Annotated in this window: 15 protein-coding genes; 3 read left to right on the top strand and 12 right to left on the bottom strand. The window is 67.3% G+C overall.

Annotated elements, in window-relative coordinates; genetic code table 11:
• Positions 1-329: 329 nt before the first annotated feature.
• The 10 genes from OHS16_RS08185 to OHS16_RS08230 form a co-directional block, all read right to left on the bottom strand.
• Positions 330-467, bottom strand: coding sequence for a hypothetical protein (locus OHS16_RS08185; protein WP_328536507.1), 138 nt, complete (start codon positions 465-467; stop codon positions 330-332).
• A 205-nt stretch (positions 468-672) separates the two neighbouring features.
• Positions 673-930, bottom strand: coding sequence for a hypothetical protein (locus tag OHS16_RS32100; protein WP_443042576.1), 258 nt, complete (start codon positions 928-930; stop codon positions 673-675).
• Positions 931-1052: 122 nt separating this feature from the next.
• Positions 1053-1787, bottom strand: coding sequence for a S1 family peptidase (locus OHS16_RS08195; protein WP_328536508.1), 735 nt, complete (start codon positions 1785-1787; stop codon positions 1053-1055).
• A 218-nt stretch (positions 1788-2005) separates the two neighbouring features.
• Positions 2006-2881, bottom strand: coding sequence for a hypothetical protein (locus OHS16_RS08200; protein ID WP_328536509.1), 876 nt, complete (start codon positions 2879-2881; stop codon positions 2006-2008).
• A 137-nt stretch (positions 2882-3018) separates the two neighbouring features.
• Positions 3019-3702, bottom strand: coding sequence for a hypothetical protein (locus tag OHS16_RS08205; RefSeq protein ID WP_328536510.1), 684 nt, complete (start codon positions 3700-3702; stop codon positions 3019-3021).
• A 121-nt stretch (positions 3703-3823) separates the two neighbouring features.
• Entirely contained in the window at positions 3824-4150 is a 327-nt protein-coding gene (locus tag OHS16_RS08210; RefSeq protein WP_328536511.1) for a hypothetical protein, read from the bottom strand.
• Positions 4151-4230: 80 nt separating this feature from the next.
• Complete coding sequence (locus OHS16_RS08215; protein WP_328536512.1) at positions 4231-4782, bottom strand: hypothetical protein; 552 nt, start codon at positions 4780-4782, stop codon at positions 4231-4233.
• 26 nt (positions 4783-4808) lie between these two features.
• Positions 4809-6626 (bottom strand): hypothetical protein, encoded by a 1818-nt coding sequence (locus OHS16_RS08220; protein WP_328536513.1) that lies wholly within the window; start codon positions 6624-6626, stop codon positions 4809-4811.
• 249 nt (positions 6627-6875) lie between these two features.
• Complete coding sequence (locus tag OHS16_RS08225; RefSeq protein ID WP_328536514.1) at positions 6876-8108, bottom strand: hypothetical protein; 1233 nt, start codon at positions 8106-8108, stop codon at positions 6876-6878.
• Between the two features lie 153 nt (positions 8109-8261).
• Complete coding sequence (locus OHS16_RS08230; RefSeq protein WP_328536515.1) at positions 8262-8630, bottom strand: cupin domain-containing protein; 369 nt, start codon at positions 8628-8630, stop codon at positions 8262-8264.
• A 71-nt stretch (positions 8631-8701) separates the two neighbouring features.
• Between OHS16_RS08230 and OHS16_RS08235 the strand changes: the two genes are divergently transcribed.
• Positions 8702-9643: a helix-turn-helix domain-containing protein gene (locus OHS16_RS08235; RefSeq protein WP_328536516.1), complete on the top strand. Its 942-nt coding sequence runs from the start codon at positions 8702-8704 to the stop codon at positions 9641-9643.
• Positions 9644-9865: 222 nt separating this feature from the next.
• On the opposite strand, the gene pruA is transcribed toward OHS16_RS08235, so the two are convergent.
• Positions 9866-11497: an L-glutamate gamma-semialdehyde dehydrogenase gene (gene pruA, locus OHS16_RS08240; protein WP_328536517.1), complete on the bottom strand. Its 1632-nt coding sequence runs from the start codon at positions 11495-11497 to the stop codon at positions 9866-9868.
• A gap of 32 nt (positions 11498-11529) precedes the next feature.
• Positions 11530-12456: a proline dehydrogenase family protein gene (locus OHS16_RS08245; protein ID WP_328536518.1), complete on the bottom strand. Its 927-nt coding sequence runs from the start codon at positions 12454-12456 to the stop codon at positions 11530-11532.
• Between the two features lie 156 nt (positions 12457-12612).
• Between OHS16_RS08245 and OHS16_RS08250 the strand changes: the two genes are divergently transcribed.
• Positions 12613-13806 carry a PucR family transcriptional regulator gene (locus OHS16_RS08250; RefSeq protein ID WP_328536519.1) on the top strand — a complete coding sequence of 398 codons (1194 nt, stop codon included), beginning with the start codon at positions 12613-12615 and terminating at the stop codon, positions 13804-13806.
• A 135-nt stretch (positions 13807-13941) separates the two neighbouring features.
• Positions 13942-16695: a glycoside hydrolase family 97 catalytic domain-containing protein gene (locus OHS16_RS08255; RefSeq protein WP_328536520.1), complete on the top strand. Its 2754-nt coding sequence runs from the start codon at positions 13942-13944 to the stop codon at positions 16693-16695.
• The last annotated feature ends 29 nt before the right edge of the window (positions 16696-16724 follow it).

A 16724-nucleotide genomic window follows, 5' to 3' on the forward strand; every position in this document is an offset into this window, starting at 1 on the left:
GCGATGCGGACACTCGCGTCGTTCGTCGCCCTGCCTGTGCGGCAGCCCGTACGACCGCCACAACCATCACCAGCGACACGGAGCAGCGGGTTCCGGCCGGGCGGGAACCCAGGAGCCCTGGGCTCGGAGCAGCCAAGGTTCCGGTTGCAGGGACCTCAGCGCCCCGAGCCGTGGGTTCCGGCTGTGCGGGGCCATCGGCTGGGCCGACGGGACCTGCCCGCGGACACCCGATGGAGGCCTGCGTGGAAAAGCCGTCCGCCGTGTGGTGCGGGGCTGAGCTGCGGTCTCGGTGCAGCTCAGCTCGGCGGGACTCGCCCACCGGACAGCGCTCAGTGGCCGGTGGAGCCGCCGTTGTCACGGCGGTCGAGTGCGCGCTGGAGAGCGGCGGCGGCATTCTTGCGGTCGGACTCACCCGTACGGGAAGCGCGGGCGGCGTGACGGACGCGGCGGACAGTCGTCTCGGCCATGGTGATCGACTCCTTGGAAGATCAAGGGGAATATCGATGCGCCGGAGGGGGCGGGAAGCGTGCGCCGCAGGGGTTGCCTGCTTCGGGGCGCAGCTCGCGACCGCCCATCGCTGGATCGAGCGAGACGTTCGGCTTCTTTCAAGCTAAGTGAGGCGGGCCGCCCTGTCTCTACAATTACTCGGACTTCCTACTATCTGAGACGCGATCATGAGGAACCGGCCCTGAGCTCCCGGATCAGGGCCCGCGCGGCAAGGGCCCCGGCCTGCTCCGGGGTGGTGGCAGAGCCCTGGGCCCTGTCCGATCGCTCCGGGCCGAGGACGGCGCGGCGGGCGGATCCGCTTTCACGCATGAGCCAGCCGATGAACCCGCCACCCTCGGCCACCGCGCTTGCCGAACCGACCAGTTCCTCCACTGAAGCGATGAGGTCCACTTCGCCGAACACAGGATCGGGAACCAGTCGCACGGACGGGCAGCGCTCCTTCAGGGCTGGACCTCCATGATCCCGTTGGAGGTCGTCGGCACTGCGTTCGACCGGACACGCCCTGGCACTTCGGAGCCACTCGCCCAGGGCCCGACCGGCTGCGGCTATCCCCGGATGACCGAGCTGATCCAGGCGAGCTGCTGGGAGATCTCGCCGGCCCCGGCGGTCTTCTCCCGGTCGGAGCTGTCGAAGACGCCGAGAAGGGTTTCAGTGCCGCGCGGGGCGATGCTCATCACCGGGCCCCCGGAATCCCCGCCGGCGGGAACCCCGGAGACCTTCGCCATGCAGAAGTCCGAGCCGCCCGGCACGGTGTAGCCGTCGCAACGGGGGGCGTCCGGCCGCAGGACCCGCAGGTCCGACTGCTTGAGCACGGGGGACTGGCAGGTGTTCTCGTCCCCGGTGCAGGTGGCACCCCAGCCGTACTGCCGCACAGCCTGGCCGGGGTGGACACCGGCCGTGGCCAGGCGTGCCGTGCGGACTTTCATCGGCGGGACCTTGATGAGCATCATGTCGGCCCGCGCACTTCCCACACGTCCGCGGAGCACCGGGTGAACCGTGATGCCCTTCCGCATGTCGAGGCTGCCGACCCGGAACGAGATCCGCTTGTCGGCGATCGGCTCCGCCTGCTCGAAGAAGCAGTGCGAGGCACTGATGATCCACTGGGGGGCCACCGCCGTCCCGGTGCACTCCGGTTTGCCGTCGACGAGCATGCGCACCGCCCACGGGGCATACGTGCTCTTCGATCCGCCGATGACGGCGGAGGCCGGGGCCGACGACATCACCGATCCCGTCACCAGCAGTAAGGCGGTCAACAGCAGCACACGAACGCGACGCACCATCCGGAACAGCTCCTCTTGTCGGGGCATGGGCTGTACAGATGGTCAGATACCGCACCGCGCCAAAACGTTCCGAATGGCCCGAATCCTCTGAACCTGAGGGCCCGGACTCCGGTCTGCCGGACAGGCCCCGGTCCCGCGGTGGGGCCGCCGGCGTCGCCCGGCGTCGCGCGAAGCAGTCCGAGCCGATCCGATCGGCCTCGAGCTTCTTCCCGTACGTGTCAGCGGTTGACGGCCTGGATTTCTTGGACGGTGACAGCCTGGTTGTTGCCGTACCGCCCATCGGGAAGGGCCCCGCCCGCTCCGCCGGTACCGGTCCAGCTGATCTTCCAGGTGGCGGTCGCCCGGAGGTCGAAGGTGCCGCGACCCGAGGAACGCTGGTAGACCACCCCGCAGGGCGGGGTCCGGTCGGCCTTGCCCGGTGCGTACGGTTCGCCGATGGACCCGTCGTCGTTCACCGCACAGGTACCGGAGCCGGGGAGGAGTTCGGCGTCCTTCGTGCCGGGGTCGATACTGAGGGCTACGGGCTCCGCCGTCGTCGTCGCCTGGACGTGAAAACCACCGACGTCGAGAGAGGCGGTGACGGACACCGGGCGGAAGTTGCCCTTGTCCAGCCAGGCCCAGGTCGGCAGGTTCACCTTGCTCGCACCCGACGGAGCGAGCGTGACCTTCGTTCCCGGAACCTGCATCTGCTGGTAAGCGAGGCCGGCCAGCGTTTCGGGCTTGATGGCCTGCGGAACGTCGGGGGTCTCACCGTTCTTGACCCAGAACGCGTCCCTGTCGCACTTCATCTGATCGGCGAGTGAGGCGTCTTCGTTGTACTGGGGGCCCCACCACATCCCCTCTTTTTCCTTGTCGATGTTGTAGTCGTCGCCGGCGTACTTCTGGTTCTGGTCCGAGATCTCCCCCCGGACGTCAGGGGGGAGGCCAGGGTCGTGCACAGCGGAGAAGTAGACACCCTGACGGAACTTCTGGAAGTCGGTGGCGGACCACTCGGGGGCGTACCAGCACGCGGGCGGTGTCCAGTTGGTGTCCGTGGACGCCAGATGGCCGGAGCCGCCGCCGTTGTTGCCGGACGAGGTGTAGTGAATGGCCACCTTGGACGCGATGGTCCTATCGGAACCTTTGGATCCAGTGGTCGCACGGCCCGGTTCGAGCCCCGCCATCGCCGGTTCACTCGTCAGCAGTAACGTCACGACGCACACGGCCGACACAACTACCGGCTTCCGTATGTTCAGCCCCTGCATTGCGCGGCCTCCCCCTGCACCTTGATCTCCTTCGCACGCCACAGCCCATCGGTGCTGGACGAAGGGACCATCCCGATCTGCCAGAAAGCGTAGTCACTTACGCTTTCCTCCGTCGTGTGAACCTTTCGACTCTTGACTTCTCTGCTGTAGAACTTGGAGTCGTTACTGCAGAACGTGACCACTGCGGTCTTCGCGCTCTTCACCGTCTGAACCTTGGCACCGGTGTACCGACTGTCGCCCGTGACGGTGAGGCCGGCATCGATACTCTTCTGGATCTGCTCCTTGGCGTAACTCTGCGCAGGACTTTGGAATTCCGAATAGAACTTATAAGCAGCATTGTCTGCATCTTGCTTGACAACTCCGAACATGACCGCGCGTACGAAGTTCTGGGCGTCCACCAAGGCTGCAGCCTGATCCGCGTCCGTCAGGTCGGTCTTGTCGAACAGGAGGTTGACGTCTGCCGGGAACTTCATGTCCGGGCGCTTGATGTCGGGCGCCTGGCTCGTCGCCTGACCGCTCGGCGATGCGCTCTTCTTCGCGCTCCCGGTGTCCGCCCCCGCGATTTTGTCGTTACCCGGGTCCTTCTTGTCCCCACCCCCGCATCCGGTCAGCAAGAGGGCAGCAGCCGCCGTGAGAGAGACGGCGACAGGCAGGACACGACTGCGGTTCACGGTTAACTCCCGGTGGGGCGAGGGCTTTTCTTCAAGTCAAGGGATAGTACTAGCACCGCGCGGCGGAACCACCGGATCCGGCACCCGGTCAACGGCACTGCGACCTCGTGTCCGACCGCCGTCAGCCCATCCGCCCGGCAAGGAAGCGGCGCTCGCTGTTGGCCACAGCCTCGGTGACTTCCTTCGGGTGCGAGGCACGCTGGCTCCTCACGTCGGCCAGGAAGTCGTTCGCCTGCTTGGACAGGTCGCTGTTGGCCCCGTGGAGATCACTCCCCCAGGTCCGGGCGTTGGGCCCGACCCAGACGTTGCCCTTCCCGCCGGCCATCTGCCTGTCGGCACTCTTGAGTGCGTCGGCCACGGCAGCGATGTCCTTGGACACCTCGGTGTAGAGCTTGTCGAGCTCCTGCCATACAGGGCTCGGCACTTTCTTTTCCGGTTTGTCCGTCACTGCTTCCTCCTAAGGGTGCCGAGTTTCTAGATGCATCAGCTTGCTGCATGGCGATCAATTGCCGACCCATACCCACCACATCACCCAGAGGAATCCGGGTCAGGGAATTTCGTCGGAACTCGAGATGTCGCCGCCCGCGAATCGTGATAGAGGTCCGATTGTGAGGAGTAGGCGTCCTTGAGCACGTCTGCGGCAGCACCCAAATTTACGCAGCCGCTTTGCGCTTGGAGAATAATCGACCAATCGTTAATTTCTGTTGGCCGCAGCTCTACCGTCACACCATTCTTGGTTGCCGAGCGATGCACCCCATGAGAAGGCTCAAGGCTCCAACCAATACTGGCCAATTTTCCCGCCGCAGTTTCCGCCAGACGCTCTCCAGATTCCTTCTCCTTCTTCCTGGAGGTCAAGAGGTTACTCGTCGTGTAAACCATTGAATCGGCCTTCGCGTCTTCACAGTCTACAAACCTACCGTCCCCGCCCCCCTGAGAAACCGAAGTTCCGATCCCTTTATAGAGGCGCCAATAGGTTTGCGCGACGGGACGCCTCGTCTTGTCGGCAAGGCGTTTGCCTTCATCTACGCTCAGCCTATTGCTGCCGCTCGAGCAGGAGCTGACCATAACAATCATCAGCAAGACAGCCGGACACCATCGATATTTCATCAAGAACCCGCCAACTCTTCGCCGTCATGTCGAGCGAGATCGCGTACAGTGAATGGCTTGTCACCGGAAATTGCTTGGGCAACCGCTGGATCCTTAAGCCACGCATTGTATGCCGTCTTCTGCGCCGCCTGCTGCGCATCCGTCCCTGAGAGACTGAGGTTTCCTTCAGAATCCAGAAAATCAGGGCAATTGTAGTTCTTCGCATACTCTTTCGGGTCACCCGACCATGTAAGACCATCCGGGGTCGTCACAGGTGGGAATTTCCCCTTGTCGCTATATTCGCGCCCCGCCGACTTCTGCCAATCGTCGTTCCACCCAATCGTCTTGGGCTCTGCTGGTTCAGGCGCATCCCCGCCCTTCCAGAAAGCGCCAATGGCAAGGTGAATCACATCCTTGGCGGCGGTGACCGCTACTGTCTTTGCGGCGCCCTGCGGATCCAGGGCGACATCGATCACCGTGTCGGCTGCGGTATTGGCCTGTTCTGTAAACGACTCCTTCCACGAGTCTGCACCCTCCTTGTGATCAGCTATCATCTTCTGATAAACGTTATGTGCTTCCTGACTGAAGAATCCCTCTAGCACGCCGGCGGTACGGTCACCCATTGGGTTACCGGGGTTGTCCCGAGAATACTGTTCAGCCTGCTGTGAGGCGTAAGCAAGAAGATTGGCACCTGCCTTCGCGTTCTGCATCGCCTCACCGGTAAATACCTGCCATTCGTCTGATTTGACAGTCACATGGCCCTTGCCCAAATCGAGGCCATCGAATGCAGGATCAGTCAAGGAGGCCTGCACGTCGGGAAAGTAGTGCGCGATATCTTGAGCGAAGACCGCCTGTACCTCGGAATGCGTGTGCTCGTCCTTGTGCTTTGCGTAATACTTGATCAGCTGCGTGGTGTTGTCGGCCGCGACATTCGCATCCGCGCCCATCCCGTTGAGCGTCCCCGCCGCGATGACCCCCGCGAACGCCTTCGCCTGGAAGTCCGGCAGCCCGCCGTGATGGTCGGAGTCGTCCTTCATCCAGGCCGGGATGACCTTCATGTTGTCGTGCAGGAACTTGGTGGAGGCCGCCGGGTCGTTGCCCATCGCCTCCCAGACCTTCTCGCCGTACATGTAGTTGCCAGGAGCCAGACACTGCTTACCGAGGTTCGCCACGACGTCCGTGGGGAAGTCGGCGTAGCCGATCAGTCCGGACAGGTGCTGGATGTCCTCGTTCCCGTAACTGTCCTTGAACGTCGTGCCGTTGCGCATGGCGGTGGCGACCGCCGTCGCCAGGATGCGTGTTCCGGCTTCGGGGTTCTCGGGGTTGTACATCACAGGGCCGTCCTGCAGCCGGTAGAGCGCCGTGTCGCCCAGCTCGTCCATCGCGGCCTTGCAGTAGTCCGGGTCGGTCTGGTTGGCCTCGAGCTTCTTCATGTACTCGTCGAGGTCCATGTCCCCGTCCTTGTAGGCCTTCGCGTCCGCCTTCGCGGCCTTCTGGGCTTCGGACTGGGTCGTGTACTTGCCGATGTCTCCGGCGCCGGCCGAGACCATCCCGCCGCCGAGGCCGATCTCCTTGTCCCGCTTCTCCTCGTCCATGGCCAGACTGTGACGGCGGCGCAGCATGGGGAGCTGGTCGTGTGCCCAGCTGAGGTGCTTGGTCATCTTCGTCAGGCGGGAGGTGTCCATCTGAAGCCTGCGCGCATGACCCATCCAGCTGTTGACGTGCGGCTGGCCCGCCGCAGCGCCGTCGCCGGAATTGGTGTTGATCACCTTGATCAGATCACCGAGCCTGTCCGGGTTGATGCCGCGGAAGTCTCCCCCACCGTCGTCCGGCCGCATGTACGTCCCCCTGGTCAGTGTTCCGGCTCGCGAAGTCGTCGAGCGGTGCCGCACAGCAATGAGTAACCGCACTCTCGGACTTACGGACGCTATCTGTCGTGTGCATGGTTTCGCCAGTGCCAACGTTATTCACGTCAACCGCACAACAGCGCCCGAGCCGCATTGGATAACCCCGCCGTCCCAGGCGTTGTGGGCAATCCGGGGCGACCCGGGCGCATATTCGCGATCTTCTGGACTATCCCCGCGGGATCAGCCCGCGCTCGCCGCGGTGCGGCGGCGAAGAGCAAACACAAGACCTCCACCAAGTACGACCGCGGCCGCCCCGATGCCGGTGAACAGCGGGGTGTTGCCCGCGCCGGTGGACGCCATGGTGCCGGTGGCGTCGCCGCCGCTCGTGGAGCCACCGGTCGAGGAGGCAGAGCCTGAGGTGCCGGTCCCGCCGGTGGAGGCCTGGGTGCCCCCTGTGGAGCCGCCGGTCGACCCACCGGTGGAGCCGGAGGTCGAACCGGAAGTGGAGCCGGAGCTCGAACCACCGTTCTGCGAACCGCCGTTGGACCCACCGGTTGAGCCGCTGCCGGTACCGGTCACATGGATGGCGAGCTGTGCCTTGTCGTTCGCGGCGTTCTTGTCGAAGTCCGGGTGGATGTCGTACACGGAGGTCGCCTTCACCTCGCCCGTGGTGTCCTTCGCACCGCTCTCGATCTTGAGCACGAAGTCGTAGGAGTGGACCGAGTCCACCTCGAAGGTGTGGTCCGGCGGGGAGCAGACGTACTTCTTCTTGCCCGGCGCCGAGGGCCCGCTCGGGCCGTCGATCCCGAAGGGCTGGCAGTCCTCGGGGACCTTGACGGCCGTGGTGCCCTTGGGGATGTTGACCATCAACGCGGGCTGGTCGTCACTGGTGTTGTTGTCGATCCAGCCAGGACCCTTGTTCTGCAGGGCCGCGCTGACCGTCACCTTGTCGCCGGGCTTGCCCGTCGCGGTGTCGCCGACCGCGGCCAGGTCGGCGCTGCTGTCGGCGGTGAAGGCCAGCGAGCGGTAACTGATGCCGGAGGCTCCGGAGTCCGGGTCGCCGCCCTCGGAACCGGTGCCGTACTCCACATTCTCCATCAGGGCCTTGGGCAGCACGTTGAAGTTGACGGGAGTGGTGAAGGCCTGGCCGGGCTCGAGAACCTTGTCGAAGTGGCACAGGGCCACAGAGACCTGGCCGGCATCTGTCGAGTACGTACAGCCGTCGGCGTGCTGGAATTCGATCCCGCGCGTTATCCGCAATCGCATGGTGACGCCATGGGCGGCCGCGGTGCCCTGGTTGGTGAAGGTCAGGGCGTCCTCGCGAACCTCGCCCGGCTTCCACGGGTCGCTGGACAGCTCGGACACCACGAGGGCCGGGGCGGCGTCGTCGGCATGTGCCTGGGCGACCGGTGCGAGTGCTACGGCAAGCAGGGCGGCCGCGACCGCGGACGAGGAGCTGATGCGGTGACGCAAGGCGATTCTCCCGTTTGGAATGATGGGCAGTACCGCTGGATTCATGGGCAGTACCGCGAACTCTGACCTCCGAAGGCCGTACAGGGTTGTACTCGGACACCGAATGGTCACCTTGACGGCACATCTCCGCCGGGGATCGCTGCGGCCATCACGTCAGCCGTCCTGCCGAAGCCGTTCGCCCGGTCGCGATCCCGAGGGGGGCCCCGCGATGTTGATACCGAGCATCCGCGCGCCCCGGTCGGAGCGCGGCCGGTGCGACGACCCGGGCGCGAACACCACGTAGCTGCCCTCTCCGAAGGTCCGCTCCCCCTCGATCACCTCGCCGCTGATGACGTAGTACCGCTCCTCGTCCTCGTGCACATCGAGCGTGGGCCACTCGCTCCCGGGTGCGAAGTCGATCAGCCAGCCGCGGGCAGCGGCCGTCGGGAGGAATCTCCGGACGGTGATCCCGGGGGCGACCTCCTGGGCTTCGATGTCGTCGATGTGGAGGGATATCCGCTGCTGCTGCCGCTGTTCGGTCATGCCATCGATCCTGGTGGGCCGGCGCCGTCGAACCCAGTGTCCTGATTGACACGGTCAGGTACTTTCCTGCCATGCACCGTATCGCCGCCCTCGTCCACCCTCCTCAGTCGACCTTCGAACTCGCCTGTGCGGCAGAGGTGTTCGGCCAGCCGCGGCCCGGGATGCCGTCCCACTACGCCTTCCTGGTGTGCACGGAACACCCCGGCCAGGTGGCGACATCCGCGGGATACGCCATGCACATCGACGACGGGCTCGGCGCGATGGAAGAGGCCGACACGATCGTGCTGCCCGGTGCGTACCCGCCTGCCGGAACCGGATCCCCCGCGGTGCTCGACGCCGTGCGCCGCGCTCACCGCAGGGGCGCCAGGATCGTCTCACTCTGCTCGGGTGCCTTCCTGCTGGCGGCCGCCGGCCTGCTGGACGGGCGCAGGGCCGCCACCCACTGGCGGATGGCCGACGACTTCGCCGCATTGTTTCCTGCGGTGCTGCTCGACCGGGACGTGCTGTACGTCGACCACGGGGACGTCGCCACCAGCGCGGGCAGCGGCGCCGCGATCGATCTCTGTCTGCACCTGGTCAGGAAGGACTTCGGCGCCGCACACGCGGACCGGATCGCACGGCACATGGTGATGCCGCCGCACCGTGAGGGCGGCCAGCTCCAGTACGCGGCCACACCGGCCCGTACACCGGATTCGCTGGCTCCGCTGCTGGACTGGGCCGCCGGCCGTCTCGCCGAGCCGCTCCCGGTCGCGGTCCTCGCCGCCCGTGCCGGGGTCTCCTCGCGTACTCTGGCGCGCCGTTTCGCCGAACAGCTCGGCACGGGCCCCGGCCAGTGGCTGCTCGCCCGGCGGATCGCGGCAGCTCAGGCTCTGCTGGAGGAGACGGACGTGCCGGTGGAGACCGTGGCGGCGCGGGTGGGGCTCTCCTCCGCGACCAACCTGCGGCGCCGCTTTCACCAGGCACTGGGGACGACACCTGCGGCATACCGGCGTACGTTCCGCCGGCCCCGGTGAAGCGGCAGAGGTCTGCCGGGTTACGGGCTGCCGCAGCCGTTCGGCGCGTTCGTAGCCCGGCAGACCGACCGTGTGTGCTCCGGTCACGTCAGGTGGTGAGCGGAGCACAGGAGCGCTGGTCGCGTGCGCGGCAGCGGCATCCGCGCGGGAACTGGACATGCCGAAGCCGCCCCCGCCCGGAGAAAACCGGGCGGAGGCGGGACTCCGCGGTACGGGCCGGGATCAGCCCTGGTGCGGGTAGGTGTACTCGGTCGGCGGGACCAGGGTCTCCTTGATGGCCCGGGTCAGGGTCCAGCGCTGGAGGTTCTGGGGGGCGCCGGCCTTGTCGTTGGTGCCCGAGCCGCGCCCGCCGCCGAAGGGCTGCTGGCCCACCACGGCGCCGGTCGACTTGTCATTGATGTAGAAGTTGCCCGCCGCGTAGCGGAGCTTGTCCATGGTGTACGCGGCCGCCGCGCGGTCCGATGCGACGACCGAGCCGGTCAGGGCGTAGTCCGACACCGACTCCATCTGGGCCAGCATGGCGTCGTACTCCGCGTCCTCATAGACGTGGACGGCCAGGATCGGGCCGAAGTACTCGGTGGTGAAGACCTCGTTCGCCGGGTCGCTGCACTCGATGACGGTGGGACGGACGAAGTAGCCCACCGAGTCGTCGTACGTACCGCCCGCGACGATGGTGCAGCTCGGGTCGGCCTTCGCCCGGTCGATCGCCGCCTTGTTCTTGGCGAACGCGCGCTCGTCGATGACGGCGCCCATGAAGTTCGACAGGTCGGTGACATCGCCCATGGTGATCCAGTCGACCTCGGCGGCGAACTCCTCGCGGAAGCCGCTGTTCCAGATCGACGCGGGGATGTACGCGCGCGATGAGGCGGAACACTTCTGGCCCTGGTACTCGAAGGAGCCGCGGGTCAGCGCGGTCTTCAGCACGGCGCGGTCGGCGCTCGGGTGCGCGACGACGAAGTCCTTGCCGCCGGTCTCGCCCACCAGCCGCGGGTAGGTGCGGTACTTGGCGATGTTCTCGCCGACCGTCTTCCACAGGTACTGGAAGGTGGGCGTGGATCCGGTGAAGTGGATGGCCGCAAGGTCACGGTGGCCGAGCGCGACCTCGGAGACCGCGACACCGTCGCCGGTCACCAGGTTGATGACGCCCTTGGGGAGGCCGGCCTCCTCCAGAAGCTTCATCAGCAGGACCGCCGCATGGGTCTGCGTCGGTGACGGCTTCCAGACGACCACATTGCCCATCAGGGCGGGGGCGGTCGGCAGGTTGCCCGCGATGGCCGAGAAGTTGAACGGCGTGATCGCGTAGACGAAGCCTTCGAGCGGCCGGTGGTCCAGCCGGTTCCAGACACCCGTGGAGTTCGCCACGGGCTGCTCGGCGAGCAGGTCGCGGGCGTACTTCACGTTGAAGCGCCAGAAGTCGACGAGCTCGCACGGGCAGTCGATCTCCGCCTGCTGGGCGGTCTTGCCCTGGCCCAGCATGGTGGAGGCGGCGAGCGTCTCGCGCCACGGTCCTGACAGCAGCTCGGCTGCGCGCAGGATGATCGCGGCACGGTCGTCGAAGGACATCGCGCGCCAGGCGGGCGCCGCGGCCAGTGCGGCGTCGATCGCGTCCTGGGCATCGGCCTGGGTGGCCTGGGCGCCGGTACCGATCACGGACTTGTGGTTGTGCGGCTGCACCACGGTGAACGTCTCGCCGCCGCCCATCCGCTTCTCACCGTTGATGGTCATCGTGAGGTCGATCGGGTTCTCGGCCAGCTCCTTGAGCTTGGCCTCGAGACGCGCGCGCTCCGGGCTGCCGGGAGCGTAGGAGTGAACCGGCTCGTTGACCGGCGCGGGGACCTGGGTTACAGCATCCATGGGTGCCGAATCTCCTTAATCTGAGGGGTGGTTCAGCCGCGCGTGGCGAGCGAACGGAGGAAGAAGGCGAGGTTGGCGGGGCGCTCGGCGAGGCGGCGCATGAAGTATCCGTACCAGTCGGTGCCGTACGCGATGTAGACACGCATCCGGTGTCCTTCGGCTGCCAGCCTGTCGTGCTCCTCGGCGCGGATGCCGTAGAGCATCTGGAACTCGTAGTCGTCGAGCTTTCGGCCCGCGAGGCGGGCGAGCTCCTGGCCGATGGCGATGATCCGCGGATCGTGCGATCCGATCATCGGATATCCCTCGCCGGCCATCAGAATCTTCAGGCAGCGGATGTACGCCTTGTCGACCTCGGCCTTGTCCTGGTGGGCGACGGTCGCGGGCTCCTTGTAGGCGCCCTTCACCAACCGTACGCGCGAACCCGCCGCTGCGAGGGTGCGGCAGTCGTCCTCCGTGCGGAAGAGATACGACTGCACGACGGCCCCGGTCTGCGGGAACGTCTCACGCAGCTCCGCGTGGATCGCCAGGGTGGAGTCGACCGTGGTGTGGTCCTCCATGTCGAGGGTGACCGTGGTGCCGATCTCGGCAGCGGCCTCGACGACCGTCCGGACGTTCGCGAGCGCCAGCTCGTGACCGCCGGGCAGTGCCTGACCGAAGGAGGAGAGCTTCACGGACATCTCGGCGCCCGCACCGAGCCCGAGGGGCTTCAGCGCGTCGACCAGCTGAAGGTACGCGTCGCGAGCACGCAGCGCTTCGGCCCGGTCGGTGATGTCCTCACCGAGCACGTCGAGGGTGACCTCGAGGCCGCGGTCGGCCATGTCCTGCACGACGGGCATCGTCTCGTCGACGGACTCTCCCGCGATGAAGCGGGTGACCACCGGCTTGGTGACCGGGGCGGCCGAGACGATACGGCGGATGCTGTCGCTGCGCGCGGCGGCGAGAAGCACGGGACCCAGCACGGGGCACCTCCACGGGAAGTAAGGACAGGCCGCCTGAGCGGCACGGAGAACCACCGTGAAACCTAAGGATTGCTCCGATCGTCGGCCATCGACAGCTGTCACGCATCCGTGCCCTGGATCTCAGACATATGTCTGAGATGGTGCGAGAATGCCGGGGTGAAGGGTGATTATCAGGAACTGGTCGATGAAATCTCGGCGCTGCTGGGCGCCCCCGCAACCCTGGAGAACCGGGATTTCGGGCTGATCGCCTTCGGCGCGCACGACAGCGACGACGACACGGCGATGGACCCTGTGCGCACCCGGTCGATCCTCACGAGACGCTCCACCCCGGCTGTCCGCGCCTGGTTCGAGGAATTCGGCATCACCCGGGCGACCGGGCCCGTCCGGATTCCCGCGACCCCCGACGCGGGGGTGAACCGCGGCAGGATCTGCCTGCCGGTACGCCACCGGGGCACCGTGTACGGCTATGTCTGGCTCCTCGACACCGACCCGGGCCCCAGCGAACGCCAACTCGCCTCGGCCATGGAGGTGACCGCACGCATCGGCGACCTGCTCTCCGAGGAGGCCGAGGCGGGAGCGGGGCTGGCCCGTGAATTCCGCGCGGCCCTCACCGCCGAACGGGGCTGGCGGCGCGATATGAGCCTGACCGCACTGCGTACGGCGCTGGGCCCGAGTGCGGACGGTCTGCACGCTCTGGTGTGCGTGACACCTTGGCCGGACGACGACCCGCCGGCCCGCCCGGTGCCCGCCACCGCGGCTCTGTGCACCGTGCCCGGCAGCACGACCGACGACAACGCGGTGGATCGCGGTCCGGGGCCCTCGCCCGGCGCGGTTGACACCGGGGCGCACCCGCTGGCCGCGCTGATCCGGCTGCGTTCGGCGCACGCCCTCGACCCCGCGCTCACCGCGGCGTCCCGGCTCCGGGACATGGCAGGCGGGCGAGCGACGGCGGGGATCGCGAGCCCCCGGCGCGGACTGGCCGAGCTGCCCGCCTCCTGGCACGAGGCATCCGCGGCAGCCCGAGCCGCGGCAGCCCAGCCCCGGCTCGGCCCGGTCGCCGAATGGTCGGCGATCGGCCCGTACCGGATGCTCACCGCACTGCCCCGGTCCGTGGCGCACGACTCGGTGGTGCAGGACCTCCTGGCCGCCACCCACACCGAACTGGCCCGCACCGCAGAGGTGTTCCTGGACTGCGCGGGCCAGGCGGGCCGTACGGCGGCCAGCCTGGGCATCCACCGCCAGACGCTGTACTACCGGCTCTCCCGCATCGAGCAGCTGACCGGGCTGGACCTGGACGAGGGCGAGGACCGGCTGCTGCTGCACATGGCGCTGAAGGGGACGCGGCTGTAGGTCGCGCACGGAGACGAAACGAATCCGCCGCACCGGGTTTACCTGCCCCGCACAACCGGTAAGCAAGCACCAGCGCCGTTCGAAGTCGTGCGGTGTTGTTGGTAGTTGATCGGTTTCCGAGACGGAGGACTCTGGATGAGACGGCGATCCCTGCACGGCGGCCTGACCGCGCTGACCGCAGCGGCGGTCAGCGCGGTACTGACATGGGGCACGGCCCCAGCGGCGCACGCTGACAACGTTGTCGGTCGGACTTCGGCGCAGTTGTCCGATGCGGTCGTCCACCCGGGCGCCGGCCGGTCCGCATCCGGGTCCGGGTCCGGGGCCACCTCATGGTCCGTGCGCCGGGGCGGGCCCACCGCCGTCCTCTCGCTCGACCCGGCCGACGGCTCACTCACCTTCTCGGCCCTGCAGAACGGGCGGACGGTTCTGGAGCCGGCACCCGTCGGGGTCGTCACCGCGCAGGCGGACCTGACCTCGGGCCTGCGACTGCTCCACAGGGAGAACCGGCCGGTCGACGAGACCTACACAACGACAGTGGGCAAGCAGCGCCGGCGGTCGGTACACATGGACGAGTCGCGCTTCGCCTTCGCCGGGAAGAACGGCGCCCGGATGGATGTCGTGGTCCGGGCCGCCGATGACGGGGTCGCCTACCGTTACGTCCTGCCCGGCAGGAACGGCGTGACCATCACGCGCGAGTCCTCCGCCTTCCAGCCCCCCGCCTCGTCCCCGGCCTGGCTCAGCGCCTACTCGGCCAGCCACGAACAGCCCTACGACGCGGTCACCGCGGCGTCGGCGGCGGGTGGCGAGTACGGCTATCCAGCTCTCTTCGAGGCCGGCGACCAGTACGTCGTGCTGGCCGAATCGGATCTCGACGGCCGGTACTCCGGCAGCCGGCTGGTGCACGAGCAGGGCACGGGCCGCTATCAGGTGACACTGGCCGACCAGGAGGTCCGGTCGGACGGACCGCTCGCCACTCCGTGGCGCACCGCCGTCATCGGCGATCCGGCGACCGTCACCGAATCGACCCTTGTCGACGACCTCGCCCCGCCGTCCCGTATCCGCGACACCTCCTGGATCAAACCCGGAAAGGTCGCCTGGTCGTGGCTCGCCGGCTTCAACGAGGCCCAGCGCAGTCTGGAGACCCAGGAGAAGTTCGTGGACTACGCCGCCGCGCACGGGTGGCAGTACGCCCTCGTGGACGACGGCTGGAAGACCACGGACTGGATGCCGCAGCTCATGGACTACGCGAGACAGCGCGGAGTGGGGATCCTGCTCTGGATGGCCTGGACGGACCTCGACACCCCTGCCAAGCGTGACGCGCAGCTGACGAAGGTCAAGAACTGGGGTGCCGCAGGACTCAAGATCGACTTCATGGACTCCGACTCCCGCGAGCGGTTCCAGTGGTACGACGAGATCCTCAAGGCCACCGCCGAACGCAGGCTTCTTGTCGACTTCCACGGCTCGACCATCCCGAACGGCATCCAGCGCACCTGGCCTCAGGTGATGTCGATGGAGGCCGTGCACGGAGCCGAGCAGGGCGATGTCCAGGCCGACGACATCGCGACCCTTCCGTTCACCCGTAACGTCGTGGGGTCGATGGACTTCACCCCGATGGGTTTCCAGTTCGGACAGCGCAACACCTCCGACGCCGCCGAACTGGCTCTGTCCGTCGTCTTCGAATCGGGGCTGCAGAACTTCGCGGGCAGCATCGACGAGTACCGCAAGCGACCCGAACTGGCCCGCTTCCTGGAACAAGTACCGACGGTATGGGACGAGAGCAGGCTGCTGGAGGGCAGCGCCCCCGGCAGCAGCGCGGGCTTCGCGCGGCGCAGCGGAGCCCGGTGGTTCCTCGGTGAGACGGCCGCGGGTGCTGCCCACGTCCATCGAGCCCCCCTGGACTTCCTCGGCGGCGGGACATGGCGGGTCGACGTGGTCCGCGACGGTGCGAACGGCCTCGTCCGCGAGAGCCACTTGCTCACACGCCATGACACCTTGGCTGTCCCTGGGGTGCAGAACGGTGGGTTCGCCGCGATCGCCTGTCGTGCCGAGCCCGGTCGCAGCAGCTGTGACGAGCCCGTGCGGCACGTCCCTTCCGGCACGCTGACCGTGGATCCGCGGCAGACCGCGGCGGATCCGGGGTCCGAGGTGAAGCTCGACGGGCGTTTCACACTCGACGAGTTCGGCCCGGTCCGCGATGTCACGCTCAGCGCCGACGCGCCGGACGGCTGGGACGTCGAAGGGGACAGCGCGACCGCAGCCGAACTCCCCGCGGGCCGGCCACTGACCGCCGACTGGACGATCACCGTACCCGGACAGCCGGTCTACGGCTGGACCGAGATCCCCGTCAGCGTCAGCTACCGGGATCCGGCCGCGAGCGCCCGGGCTCCGAAACTCCACGTCGAGAGGTCGGTCCGGGTCTTCGTGTCACCTCCCGGCATCGACTACGTCAGCGACCTTCCCTTCGTCGCCGAGAGCAACGGCTGGGGCCCGGTCGAACGGGACACCTCCAACGGCGAGTCGGCCAAGGGCGACGGCGGCCCCCTGCGCATCGGCGAGCGGACCTACGACAAGGGGCTCGGTGTGCATGCGCCCTCCGAGGTGACCTTCGACCTCGATGGCACCTATGACCGCTTCAGCGCCGACGCCGGCATCGACGAGGAGAAGGCGGACAAGGGCTCGGTCGTCTTCGAAGTCATCGGTGACGGGCGGCTGCTGGGCCGGAGCGCCGTGCTGGGGCCGGACGACGCCGCCCACGCCTTCGATATCGATGTGACGGGTGTGCGGCAGCTGACCCTGCGCGTCACCGACGGCGGCGACGGCAACGACTCGGACCACGCGGACTGGGGTGACGCATACCTGCACATCGCCCCCGGCCCCGCCCAGCACTGACCGAGCCGGCCGGCCGGGCAGCCGTCAGC

The organism is Streptomyces sp. NBC_00344, assembly GCF_036088315.1.
Taxonomy (GTDB): domain Bacteria; phylum Actinomycetota; class Actinomycetes; order Streptomycetales; family Streptomycetaceae; genus Streptomyces.